The following is a 12,537-nucleotide window of genomic DNA, read 5'->3' as shown; positions in this document are numbered from 1 at the left end:
TGTATCCATGTATACTTTTTAATCGAAATAATGCGTTCTGACAAATACCATACCAAGAATGGTGAATGAATGTGATAATTGACAGCTATGTCGTATTTCTCGCTTAGTTTTGGAATTTTGTTCAAATCATAACAAAGTTCAGTGAAACCTGTTTTGTTATTCAAGTAACGAAGAATCATACCCATAGCTTGACCATACTTATGACATGACATCAATCTTTTCGTAGCAATTTTAATTCCTCCTACTGGTATTACCTTTCTAGCTGATGATTCCATTGGTATCTCATAGAATTTAACGTTTTCCGGTATTTGTTCTATCAATTCGCCATATGCTTTTATTGCATATATAGAAATATCATGTCCTTTTAACAATAGTGCATTGCAAAGCCGCAAAAGGTTTTTTTCAACTCCACCTATTATCATATGCTGCACAAAAAAAGCAATCTTCATCATAAACCTCCATCTATACTAAAACTGAGTAAATTGCCTGCAGTCTGTTAAGGCTTTGACTATCCGAATACTTTTCTTTGTATATCTTCAGGATTTCATCTCTATCACAAGTACTGAAACTTAATATCCTTTTAGCAAGTTTATCAGCATCTCCAGCATCAACCTTCCACCCTGTCACTCCCTCTTCAATCAAACATCCCACATTACCAATGTTGCTACCAACAACCGGGCATCCAACCGAATATGCCTCCACAATCGTCATTGGAAATCCCTCATACCACTGTGTTGGCAGAATCAACGCTTTACTGTCAGCTACCAATCTCCTGACCTCTGTATTTGGGACATTTCCTAACATAGATACCATAATAAGGCAATGCTTATCAATAAACTCCCTACACCAATCTTCTAAAGGCCCTGTACCACAGACCTTTAGTTCCGGTGCGTTGTCCTTCATCACCTTCCAAGCCTCAAATAGTGTCCTAACTCCTTTCAGTTCATCCAATCGTCCTACATAAATAAAACTCATTGTACTGCCTTATACACAGCCATGAAGTACTTGTAATTTACCTCAGGACTGAACTCCTTCATATATTTTCTATAACCGTTCTCGTCCATTTTGCCTTCGACCTTATCCAAAACAGTTATTAGTGTCTCTATGCTGTTGTACTCAAACTTCACGCCGGTGACACCACATCCTCGACCAGAATTGCTATGTTAACAATATCTCCAACTATCAAGGGTATATTTGCGGCGTATGTTTCAACAATTATCATGCCGAACGTCTCATACTACTGTAAAGGTACAATGATAGCTGCCGCTCTAGATAGGTGCTCTTTACTGAACATTCCCTTGAATGCCTCTAAAAGTATCTCTACACCCTTGATTTCTTCAATCCTTCCGATGAAGAGGTAATATTCATCATACCCCCCGGATTCCGGGTTCTATTTCAAATGTAAAGTTCGGCTTCACAAACACTCGATCAGATTTTATCTGCTTTAGTTGCAACAGCTTTTTTTTATTGAATTCTGTCAATGCTATATAGTTAATCTTCCCAAGAATTCTCGTATGTCTATGAATCCATGTGCTGGCAACACATACCAATGTCTGGGCTCTGCTGCCTCTATAGCACTTGTGCTTTATGGCACATCCCAATCCCTTACTTACGCAATCTTCACAAATGTGCCCATCTCGGTAGAATGTGGCTCCGGGACAAAGAAATCGAAAATTATGAATGGTCTGCACAACTGGAACACTACATTTAACAGCGGCATAATAAACAGCGGGAGATATCAAATTCAGCGTGTTATGCACATGGACAATTTCAATTTTCTCTCTCCGAATAATCTTCTTAATTTCCCTATATGTTCTTGGATTGAAAATTGTTGTAAATGGCAAACTCAACTTCAGAAATTTGCTCATACTCTTTAGTTCGTTGTTATGTCTTGTATAGAGTACAACTTCATGCCCATGTTCTTCCAGTAGCCTTTTTTCGTTAGCTACAACTGTATCTTCTCCGCCGGGAATCTGATAATAGTTATGTACCATAAGTATCTTTTGTTTGTGTTCAGATTCCATTCTATCTTCCTCTTATCACAGCATTCCAAATAAACTTGCTGTTTGTTACAAAGTACCGTTTATATAATCTCTTCGGATCTTGGAGCAGTCTATAAAGCCATTCAAGATTTGCCTTCTGCATCCATCCGGGTGCCCTCTTAATATTGCCAGCAAAATAGTCAAAAGCTGCACCGACACCAACCATGAGCCCTTTCACTCGCCCCTGATGCGCTACCATCCAATTTTCCTGTTTTGGTGCTCCTAATCCAATCCAAAGGAAATCGGGATCAGCTTCATTCATGGCCGCTATAATCTCCGCATCCTCCTCATCAGTCATCAGTCGGAAAGGTGGACTGTACATTCCCACAATTTGAAGACCGGGATATTTATTTTCAAGTTCTCTTCTCAGCTTATACAACGTTTCATGTGTTGACCCATAAAAGTAATGCTTCCAGCCATGGGCAACGGATATCCTCATAATCTCATCCATATAGGAAGGACCAGGTGTCCGTGACATGTTCTCTGCGCCACGCTTTCGTCCAACGGATGATAATGGACCTCCATCTGGGATTGCAAGAATACCACCGTTCTGTACTGCTAAATAATTCTCATCCTCGTAACTGGTCACTGTGGTATGTACATTGGAAACGCAGATATAATCACCAGAGAGTTGCTCCACATTTTTCTCAGTAAATCTTATTAACCAATCCATATTAATTGCAGCGATATCTACATTGAGAATGCTAATTGTAGGGATAGATGCTTTGTCAACTTTATGTTCAAATTCCATTGATTTAAACCATCCCTTCTTCTACGAATTCTTTTCGTAGAATTATATCGCTCCATATATTTTCATCTGTGTAATAACGAAGAGGTTTAGGCTTTTCATGAGGTTAAAAAATCATCTGGTTTATATGCTGTATAAGCGTTACCTGTTTTCCATCCATAAAGCCCTTAAACTGTTGTTTTTTCAAAGCTCACACATCTGTTCTTTCCATCTGCCCGGCTATCGATGGCGCATAAATCCCCCACCCTCTGTGATAAATCAGCCCATCCTTCCCTTTCAGCATATACCGAACTGTACTAGCGCAGTGCTCCCTGCACTCCCGGTAGAATGATTCTGGCAGCTTCACATAATCCTGCAGCTGCTCCAGCACATACCCGCACTTCTGATACAGATACCCATTCCCATACCGCTCCAGACTAGCCAGCAGCCTGTCCGCATCCATCTGCGGTAGCCGCACAATACATTCCACAATTTGTTCCAATCCGGCAATCCCCTCAAAACTATGGATGCAATCCACCACTGTCTGCTCCAGGCTTGTCACCATGGTTCCTGAAATCCATTCCGTGTCAGCTCCTGCCCTCCGGAGCACCCTGCGATAGAAGACCCCATTATACCGAAAATCCGTAAATCGCGTTTCTGTCGCCACAAAGACCTCATTTCCTGCTTGCGGCGCAAATCCCCACACCTCAAACGCACTGCGATGGGAAATATATGCATCCGAAAACAGTCTGCTGCCAATCTGGTACCGTGTCAGCACCGGTTCCTCAGTCTCTGTATCCATCACTGTATACAGGTTACGGTGTATCCGGTCAATGTAGCCTTTCCGCTGATAGTCATTCACCAGATATTTCACTGCGGACTGCTCCCCTACCATATCAATGACATCCTGCAGGGAAAAGCACCCCATTTCCCGCATCTTCTCATAATACTTGACAATAGAAAGCTGCTCTTGCTTTCTATTGTACGGCTTACCAGCAGAAAGCTGATTCTGCTTTCTGTAGCATTCTGTTCCAGCCATTCCATTCATTTCTGCCATTTTACACCCCATATCCGTCGCAACTGTCTATCTTTCGGCCAAGCGAGTCAGCTCCAAGGCCATTATACATAGATATTAATGGCCCTATCCTACACAAGCCGTAGGAAAAAGTCTGCAATGCATGTCCACCTGAACATACCGGAATACATTCCCCGCAAATCTTACCGATTTCCAAATCGTTCGCCTTACTGGCATGTAAGGCGAACTTTTTGGGAGCTTCTCCGGCATCCAGGCCCCCTTTCGGGAAGCAGCGCATGAAGCGCGACCAACCGCCAAATAAGGTAAATTAACTAAAATTTCTTTGAAAAACATATAGAAAGGACGTGGAAAACAGGATTAAAATTAGTAAATATTAATAAAAAAGAAATTAAGCTTGCAGAATAGCCCCAATAGGTATAAAATGATAAAAGTAATAAAAAAGTTCGCCTTACATGCCAGTAAGGCGAACTTTTTTATATAATAACCGGACATAAAATGTAGACATAAACATCTAACACATTCAGGAATTCATTCTGCCGCGAAGCAATTTGCCATAAATAGAACCTAAAGCATTACGTTTTGCCTTTTCCGGTAGCTTAATGTCATTCTATCCAAAAGATTCCAAATAACCTTTCATCTATTATAACCGACAAAAGTGTTGCAGCAAGCCATTAAACCCACAAAATCGTGCCCCTATGTTCTCAGGCGAAACAAACCTTAAGAAATTCTAAATAATACTAAAAAACCAAGAAAGCCCATTGATTTTTCATCTTACCAAGCTATACTAGATATTGACTAGTAAACAACATAAGCAAAATAGAAGAAAGGTCTGGTTTGCAAAAATGGAAAAAATAAAGGGCTTGTACCTGAAATACAGGCATGCTGTTCCCCTGGCAATCTACATGGTCATCTATCTGACATGGTTCGCGTGGCTGGAGGGCCGCAACAGAAGAGACTACACGGTCATCCATGTGGGCATGGACGATTATATCCCCTTCTGTGAGGCGTTCGTCGTCCCGTACCTTTTGTGGTTCGCCTATGTGTCGTTGGTAGTGGTCTTCCTCTTCTTTAAGAATAAACAGGAATATTACCGCTGCTGCACCTTTCTGTTCACGGGCATGACGGTCTTCCTGATCATCTCCACGCTGTGGCCCAACGGCCATCACCTGCGGCTTGACGAGATGCCCCGGGACAATGTGTTCACGCAGGCTATCTCCGTACTGTGGAAGGTCGACACGCCCACGAACCTGTGGCCCAGCATCCATGTGTACAATTCCATGGGCGCTCATTTCGCCGTCATGCGCTGCAGCGCGCTGCGGGAGAAGAAGGGCATCCGGATAGCCTCCGGCATCCTGGCCCTCTCCATCATATTGTCCACTGTGTTCATCAAGCAGCATTCCGTCTTCGATGTGGCCACCGCCCTCGGGCTGGGAACCGTCATGTACATCCTGGTGTACAGAAGGGATCTGGTGCTGGCGGCATGGGCGCAGCGCAGGATGAAAAAGCGGGTCTCCATGTAAAGAGGCCGCGTACATAAAACCACAAAAATGCTCCCGGGGCTGGCGGCTCCGGGAGTTTTCATATCCTTTAATCCAATGCGTCAATCATAAGGCTTTAATCGAAAGGCTTCAGTCAAATGACTTCAACCAAAAGACTTCTATTAAACCGTGACGCTTTTATTAGGTATGCCAATCCTCAAAAAGCTAGAGAAATCAATGGATTCCATCAATTTATAGCATACCTAATTAGGTATGCTGCCGTAAGACCAAATTCTCTCGGAAACGTTGATTTTACGGCATTTATCAGATTATGGCATACCTCAACCGAAACCCTCGATTTCAGTTGAACTTAAAAATCTTCTGGCAGATCTTATACCCGCCCACGGAAATCTTCCGCCCTCCCCTGCCCGGCAGGTTCATGGCATAGCCCAGCAGGCCGTTGCGCATCCGCAGGAACAGCTTCCTGTCCTTTGATTTCAGGTACTTCCAGAGCTCCTTCTTCTTCTCCAGGCCCTCCTCCGTGCCGGAGCGGATCAGCAGGACGGAAGACACAGTCGTGATGATTTCCAGATAGTTGAACATATACTGGTAAAGGCGCTTGTTCTTCATGATTTCCGGCTTCCTGTCCACAAGGTAGTCGATCATAATCCTGTTGACCTTAAGCTGCTGGTCGATCCGGGATATCATGACCTCCTCGTTCACCGACTGGTCTTCCCGGCCGATATAATAGCGGTACAGGTTCACGTCCAGGTAATACATGTTCTTCACGAAGGGCAGGGGCTCGAACACGTAGAGGTTGTCCACATAGAAGGTATGCTCCGGCAGCTGCAGGCCGCATTCCTTCAGCAGCTTCGTCCGGAAGATCACGGAGTGCATCAGGATATAATGCCCCTTCATGAAACGGTGGCAGTCCTCCCAGCTCACCATCCGGCCCTCCGGCAGGATATGGCGGTAGTGCATGACCTTCTTGCGCTTCTCGCCCTCCTTCTCGTAAACGAAATTGCAGACCAGCATATCCAGGGAAGGGGCCCCCCCTGCCATCTCCCGCAAGGTGTCCAGCACCTGCAGGTAGGCCTCCTTCTTCACCCAGTCGTCGCTGTCCACCACCTTGAAGTAAAGGCCGGTGGCGTTTTGGATACCCGTGTTGACGGCAGCGCCATGGCCCCCGTTCTCCTGGTGGACAGCCTTAACGATGGTGGGGTATCTGCGCTGGTACTCGTCCGCAATCTCCGCGGTCCTGTCCTTCACGGAACCGTCGTCCACGATGACGATCTCCACGTCCTCTCCGCCCACCAGCAGAGAATCCACACATTTCCTCATGTAGTTTTCAGAATTATAGCATGGAATCGCTACAGATAATAGTTTCACAGTCCTTCTTCCTCCTATGAATGCTCTTTCTTCATTATGAATGTTCTTACTAATGTCTATTCTTGCCCAGTTTGATGCTCAAATATTTCGTATATGCACCAAAAGCTGAAGGAATCGGATATTTATCCTCTGTCTGCTGCGGTTCGATATAGATCCAGTCCCTGGCAGGGCCGGACTTCTGAACCGGCGTCCCCTCCACGCTGACCATGTACCCCTTCATATGCCACTCCCTGTGGGTAAAGATATGCTTCGCGTCCTCCAGGGGCTGTATGTCCAGGGCTTCCAGCCCGCTATCCGCCAGATAATCGGCCACCTCCTCGGCAGTGCGAAAGCCCTCCATGGAGGGGAACTCGTACATGCCTGCCAGCAGCCCTCTGCCCTGGCGCTTCCTGATGGCCGTCTTGTCGCCGTTTCGGACTATCAGGATAGTCTTGTCCTCCACTTGCCTGGCCTTTTTGGCCTGTCTCTTTGGATAGTCCTGCTGTGTGCCCGCCCTGCGGCTGTCGCACAGATCCGCCAGAGGGCATTCCCCGCACAGAGGAGCGCCGTTGGGGAGGCAGACGCAGGCACCTATCTCCATCATGGCCTGGTTGAAGTCCCCCGGGCGGTCTTCGGGCATGATCTCCTTCAGGGCCTGCTCCACCGATGTCTTCACCTTCGGATCGTCGATGCAGCGTCCGTCCTGTTCAAGCCTTGCCACCACCCGCAGGACGTTTCCGTCCACCGCCGGGACAGGGCGCTGGAACGCGATGGAGGCAATCGCCCCTGCCGTATAGCTGCCGATTCCGCTTAAGGTCAGCAGAGCCTCGTAGGTGTCCGGCATGCGGCCGCCGTAGGCCTTCTGTATCTGGACCGCGGCCTTCTGAAGGTTCCGGACTCTATTGTAATATCCCAGTCCCTCCCACAGCTTCAGAAGCGTCTCCTCCTCCGCCTCCGCAAGGGCGCCGATATCCGGCAGCGCTTTCATGAATCGCTCGAAATAGGGCTTCACGGCCTCCACCCTGGTCTGCTGCAGCATGATCTCCGACACCCATACGCGGTAAGGCGTGGGCAGTTCCCTCCAGGGCAGAATCCGTCTGCTCTTATCATACCATTTTAGAAGGGGGATGCATATAGCTCCAAGCTTATTCTTTCCTAAGTTTTTTCTAAATGTTTCATTAATGCAGGGCGCTTCGCCATCCGTCAGGGCGATTGGGACAGGACGGTTCAACGTCATGGAGTCCGGCCTCACCAGACAGTCAAAGGCCAGGATCTCCACCCCCGCCCGGGCCGCTTTGCACAGGGCGTCCGCAAATTCCGGATGGGTGGCCCTGTTGGGGGTGAAGTACCGCACATCCTCCATCTGGACGACGAACAGCACAAAGGCCCGGTAGCCCTGTCTCTTAGCGGCCACCAGCTCCTCCACATGCTTCACGGCCCTCTCCGAGGGAGCATCCGGGAAGCGCACTATGCCTCTGTCCTCCAGGGTGACGCCTTTGACCTCCATGAAGATCCGCTCCCCTCCCGCCTCTATATAGAAGTCGAAGCGGGAGCCTCCATATACTGCCTCCGGCTTCACCAAAGTCACATCCGGACGGAAGCCGCCGCCCCGCAGCCATTCCTCCACTGCCCGGTTGGGGGCCTGGGAATCCATGTTCACCAGGCGCTCCCCCTTTTCCACTGCCACAAGGTCGTAGGCTGTGGAGCGGGCGGGATTGCCGCTTTTCTCCAGGTAGACGCATGCCCCCTTCTGCAGCAGCTCCCGACACCTGCCGGTATTCTTTACATGGACGGTCTCCACCTGCGGTTCCCCGTCCTGCCCGTCCTGAATCTCCACCCGGGCGATGAACCTGTTGGGACGCTCCAGGAAGCGTCCCCTTGTGATATCTCTATATTCCATCTGAAAATCTCAGCTCCTTGTCCGTACTTCACCTGTCAACCTGCACCATGGCTTTTGCCTGGCCGGATGGGCTGCCGTCTCGTCTAAGCCTTCTCCCGATGTCTGGCAGCTCCCTCTGCCCTGCCGTAGGGCACCCGGGCTGCCGGGACGGACTGGGCCGCGCTTGCGGTATGTATGGACTGGTCGTCGAAAAATATCTGCGCCCCGAAGGCCTTCAGGACGTCCCGCTTCTCCAGCCCTCCCAGGAAGAACGCCTCGTCCACCCGCACGTTCCACGACCGCATGGTACGCAGCACGCGCTCGTGGGCCGGGGCGCACCGGGAGGTCACCAGCGCCGTCCTGATGGGGGACTTTTCCGTCCCCAGCTCCCGCTGCAGGTCGGAGAGCTTCTTCAGGAATTTCGCGAAGGGCCCCTCCGCAAGGGGCTCCCTGGCGCGGCTGCGCTCGTTCTCCTCAAAGGCGCTTAAGCCCTTTTCCTTGAAAATCATCTCCGATTCGTCTGTGAACAGCACCGCGTCCCCGTCAAAGGCGATGCGGATTTCAGGATATGCCCTGGCCTGCATGGGTATCACCTGGGCCTGGCCTGCTGTCTCCGGGTGTCCCCCCGCCTCACCATGGCCCGCTGTCCGGGGCTGTGCCGGGGTGCCCTGCGCCCTATGCTCCGTGCAGATGATTCCCGCCGCGATGCCGCTGTCTATGGCGCTGCGCACATCGTCCTCGTAGGCGGATAGGAACAGGTCTGTATGGAAGGCCGTGAGGTAGGGAGCCAGTGAGGCTCCGCTCACCAGCACCGAGCGGGTGATGTCCAGGCCATAGTGGGCGATGGAGTTGAAGACCCGAAGCGAGCTGTCCGGGCTGTTGCGGGACATGATGATGACCTCCACCAAATCCTCCCCTTGCCCGTATTCGTTCAGCCTAAGCAATGCCTTGATCAGGCCGAAGCCAGGCCCGGGCTTTAGGATGTCCTGCTCATGCTCCACCTGGTAGCTGCAGTACGCCTCCAGCCCCTCCCTCTCGAAGATACCGTTCTCTATGGTCAGATCGAAGAGGGCCCTGGATGAGACCCCTATCACCATTTTCCTGTCCAGATGTACTGCCATATGCCTCTCCTTTCCTGATTCCATGCCACATGGTTCCACGCGCCATGCTGCCGCGCTTGAAACCGTCTGCGCTTATCGCTTCGCAGAGGAGAGGCCGGGGCTCACCGCAGCCGGTTGCACTCGTATCTCTCCAGGGTCTGCAGACAGGTCTTGAGCGCCTCATACCGCTCCTCGGTATCCCCGTCGTCGATTTCTATGTCACAGGCGATGGCCATGGTGGTAATCATTCCATCCGTGATCCTGTGATGAAGGCCGGCCAGGATGTTCAGCCGCTGCTCATAGCTGTCGGCATCCAGAAATTCCATCACGAAGGGATCTAACGCTTCTGCGGCAGACTCTGCGCCGGATGCTTCCTCGGCGTCGGCCCATTCCTCCACTCCGGCCGCTGTCCCTGTACCGCCAGCCACGTACCCCGGTTCCGCCCCGATTCCGCCAGCCACGTGCTCCGGCTCCGTCCCGATTCCGCCAGCCACGCAGTCCCCGGGTTCCGGTTCCGATTCGGCCCGCTGCCTCTCCGCCCCCGGCCCCTGGAGCTCAAAGCGGAATTCCTGCCCGACATCCGGATACTTCTCCCTGTCCACCCTGCTCACGAACATATCCAGCGGCCTGGCATAAATCCTGAAATCCCCGTAGAGCGCCTGATAGATCACAAGCTGCTCCTGCGTCTCGCTGTGGGTCGCGATAGCCGTCACCTGATACAGATTTCCTTTAAAATGCTTATAGATTTCCTGTGGTCTTGGAATAAATGACATTTCCGGAAGCTCCTTTCTGGTTCATATTGATTCATATCCATATGTTTCCAATAGAAAGTATACCCCTATTTCTTCCAAATGTCATGCGATTCCTGCGATTCTCCCCTAAAATTCCCTCCCAAAATCCGCGCCGGGCCGCTGCCGCCCGGCCTCACAGGCCCGCAAAAAGCTGCGGCAGAGGATTCGCCCTCTTCTGCCACAGCCATAGCCTTCAATCACCGCGCCTGTCCTTCTCCTCATAGCCCCATCTCCTTTTCAGAACATATGTTCTATCCATATGAACAGGATAAAGCATTTGTCCCCGTTTGTCAACAGCTTCGAACAGGCATATTATATGAAATTATAAGTACCATAGAACTCTCTCAATCCCTCTCCCGCAGGATATCCCCTTCGGCGGGCTCAATAATAATACATTCCGTGGCCGCCGCAGCATCCTCCGCCAAAGCAGCACATATTGCACATCATGAAGGTACAGACCCATCTGGCGCAGAGATTCCCCACCCCTGCGGTGGGATAGCCGTACTGGGCCTGCCTCTGCTCGTACCAGCTGCCTCCGTTCTCGAACTGCTGTACCAGGCTGCGGTAGTCCCCGTTGTCCGGCTCCATGGCCGAAGCCCGCTTCGCGTGCTCCAGGGCCGCCACATTGTTCCCCAGCCCGGAATGGGCGATGGCGCTGTAGTAATACCATCTGGCGTTCCTGTCCCTGGCATCCATGCCGTCCAGAGCCGTCCTGGCTTCTTTATAATAACCGTTGCGGATATAGTTTCCGGCGGAGCGGATATAGTTGTTCTCCTCATAGCCGGTGTCCATCCCCTGGCCGAAGCCGCCGAAGCCGAAACCCCCGAAAGGGCCGCCGAAGCCCCAGAAAGCCCCGCCTCCCTGGCCGCCCTGGGCCCCGCCGGAAGAGCTTCTGCCGTAACCGCCGGAGGAGCTTCTGCCATAGCCGCCTCCATACCCGGAACTGCCATAGCTGCCTCCGTAGCCAGAGGTGCGCTCCTTCATGATCTGCTGGTATGCCGCCTGGATCTCCTTGAATTTCTCCTCTGCCTGGGCTTTGTTCGGATTGTTCACATTGGCATCGGGATGATACCTGCGGCTCAGCGCCTTATATGCTTTTTTGATTTCTTCCTCGGAAGCATTCCTGCTCACGCCTAACACACCGTAAGGGTCGTACATATTTTCCTCGTTTCCCGGACAGATACCGCCGCCCAAAATTCTTGCAAAGCTTTACTCTATCACGCTTCGGAGCCCATGGACGTCACCCGCGCATGTTCCTTTTTCCGCTTCTCGCGGACAGCCTCATATCTGCCCCAGACACCGGAATACAGGATATTGCGGAGAATCTCCACGTTCTCCAGAATGGGAAGCTTCTCGAACTCCTTGCAGCACTCCGATATCATCATGGTCAGGATCGTCCTGCACTCCTCCTCGAAGTCAGGGCTTGCGTACCGGGGCTTCAGCGGATTCGGCGTCCCCTTCCTGATGTCCTCCTCCACGTCCTCATAGGCGTCGCACAGATAGATGAATTTCCCCAGGAAGAATCCCAGCCTCCGCAGGTTCCCGGCCCATTCGTCCTCCCGCACCGCCATGATCTCCGCCATGACCCTGCCGAACAGCCCCGCCAGGGCATCGATGTCCGTGTCCTTTTCCTTCTCCGCATCGGAGAAATCCTGCATCAGCAGGTTTATCTTCCGCACCTTGTCCGCATAGATTGCCTTCAGCCTCCCGGCCTTTCCCTCCAGGAGCCTGCCGTAGGCCAGCTTCAGGATCTTCTTCTCATCCTCCCAGTCGTCCTGGCATTTATAATAGGCGAACAGCATGTTCATGTCCGCCGCGTACTCCGTGAATACGTTCCTCCTGGTCTCATGGCTCTCGAAGGGATGGACGATGCACTTGCAGCTCTCCCGGCAGGTCTGGGGCTCATACAGCCCGGTCAGCAGGATGGCCAGGAAGGTCATGTCATAGCTCAGGGAAAGCTGTCCGCAGACGCCGTACTTCTTCTTCAGATCCCGGCACATGCCACAATAGTAGGAATGGTATACATCAAATTCCTTGAACTTCATTTCTGCCTTGTTTACAATAATATACCCGAACATCGCAAACCTCCACGGACATCCCGGCATCCCGGAACCAG

The 12,537-nt window shown here is 51.0% G+C and carries 14 protein-coding genes; 1 reads left to right on the top strand and 13 read right to left on the bottom strand.

From position 1 onward, the window contains the following. The 6 genes from Q2B33_RS06880 to Q2B33_RS06855 form a co-directional block, all read right to left on the bottom strand. On the bottom strand, positions 1 to 452 hold a 452-nt coding region (locus Q2B33_RS06880; protein WP_300822776.1), incomplete at its 3' end, for a hypothetical protein. 10 nt (positions 453 to 462) lie between these two features. Next, a complete protein-coding gene (locus tag Q2B33_RS06875; protein WP_300782285.1) occupies positions 463 to 975 on the bottom strand; it encodes a glycosyltransferase in 513 nt (170 codons plus the stop codon). Next, positions 972 to 1,127 (bottom strand): hypothetical protein, encoded by a 156-nt coding sequence (locus Q2B33_RS06870; protein ID WP_300782282.1) that lies wholly within the window; start codon positions 1,125 to 1,127, stop codon positions 972 to 974. The genes Q2B33_RS06875 and Q2B33_RS06870 overlap by 4 nt, the downstream gene beginning before the upstream one ends. A 240-nt stretch (positions 1,128 to 1,367) precedes the next feature. Next, the gene (locus Q2B33_RS06865; protein WP_300913923.1) at positions 1,368 to 1,994 is read right to left on the bottom strand and encodes a glycosyltransferase; all 627 of its coding nucleotides are present in this window, start codon (positions 1,992 to 1,994) and stop codon (positions 1,368 to 1,370) included. Positions 1,995 to 2,025: 31 nt separating this feature from the next. Then, positions 2,026 to 2,793 (bottom strand): WecB/TagA/CpsF family glycosyltransferase, encoded by a 768-nt coding sequence (locus tag Q2B33_RS06860; RefSeq protein WP_300782276.1) that lies wholly within the window; start codon positions 2,791 to 2,793, stop codon positions 2,026 to 2,028. Between the two features lie 187 nt (positions 2,794 to 2,980). Continuing rightward, positions 2,981 to 3,808 (bottom strand): transcriptional regulator, encoded by an 828-nt coding sequence (locus tag Q2B33_RS06855; protein ID WP_300782273.1) that lies wholly within the window; start codon positions 3,806 to 3,808, stop codon positions 2,981 to 2,983. A gap of 839 nt (positions 3,809 to 4,647) precedes the next feature. Between Q2B33_RS06855 and Q2B33_RS06850 the strand changes: the two genes are divergently transcribed. After that, complete coding sequence (locus Q2B33_RS06850) at positions 4,648 to 5,325, top strand: phosphatase PAP2 family protein (protein WP_300782271.1); 678 nt, start codon at positions 4,648 to 4,650, stop codon at positions 5,323 to 5,325. 318 nt (positions 5,326 to 5,643) lie between these two features. Here the strand turns inward: Q2B33_RS06850 and Q2B33_RS06845 are convergent, their stop codons facing one another. The 7 genes from Q2B33_RS06845 to Q2B33_RS06815 form a co-directional block, all read right to left on the bottom strand. After that, positions 5,644 to 6,672, bottom strand: coding sequence for a glycosyltransferase (locus Q2B33_RS06845; protein WP_300782268.1), 1,029 nt, complete (start codon positions 6,670 to 6,672; stop codon positions 5,644 to 5,646). 49 nt (positions 6,673 to 6,721) lie between these two features. Further along, positions 6,722 to 8,551 (bottom strand): A/G-specific adenine glycosylase, encoded by a 1,830-nt coding sequence (mutY, locus tag Q2B33_RS06840; protein WP_300782266.1) that lies wholly within the window; start codon positions 8,549 to 8,551, stop codon positions 6,722 to 6,724. A gap of 83 nt (positions 8,552 to 8,634) precedes the next feature. Further along, entirely contained in the window at positions 8,635 to 9,651 is a 1,017-nt protein-coding gene (locus Q2B33_RS06835) for a 5'-nucleotidase (protein ID WP_300782263.1), read from the bottom strand. Between the two features lie 101 nt (positions 9,652 to 9,752). Continuing rightward, positions 9,753 to 10,403 (bottom strand): DUF1653 domain-containing protein, encoded by a 651-nt coding sequence (locus tag Q2B33_RS06830; RefSeq protein WP_300782260.1) that lies wholly within the window; start codon positions 10,401 to 10,403, stop codon positions 9,753 to 9,755. A gap of 105 nt (positions 10,404 to 10,508) precedes the next feature. After that, positions 10,509 to 10,643 (bottom strand): hypothetical protein, encoded by a 135-nt coding sequence (locus tag Q2B33_RS06825; protein WP_296472939.1) that lies wholly within the window; start codon positions 10,641 to 10,643, stop codon positions 10,509 to 10,511. Between the two features lie 159 nt (positions 10,644 to 10,802). Next, positions 10,803 to 11,579 carry a J domain-containing protein gene (locus Q2B33_RS06820; protein WP_296472940.1) on the bottom strand — a complete coding sequence of 259 codons (777 nt, stop codon included), beginning with the start codon at positions 11,577 to 11,579 and terminating at the stop codon, positions 10,803 to 10,805. A gap of 59 nt (positions 11,580 to 11,638) precedes the next feature. Further along, entirely contained in the window at positions 11,639 to 12,499 is an 861-nt protein-coding gene (locus Q2B33_RS06815; protein ID WP_296472941.1) for a DUF5685 family protein, read from the bottom strand. Between the last annotated feature and the right edge of the window lie 38 nt (positions 12,500 to 12,537).

Origin of the sequence: uncultured Acetatifactor sp., assembly GCF_948601915.1 — a bacterium.
Classification (GTDB): domain Bacteria; phylum Bacillota; class Clostridia; order Lachnospirales; family Lachnospiraceae; genus Acetatifactor.
Note: the sequence above shows the minus strand (reverse complement) of the source record. Positions and strands in the feature narration are given on the sequence as shown.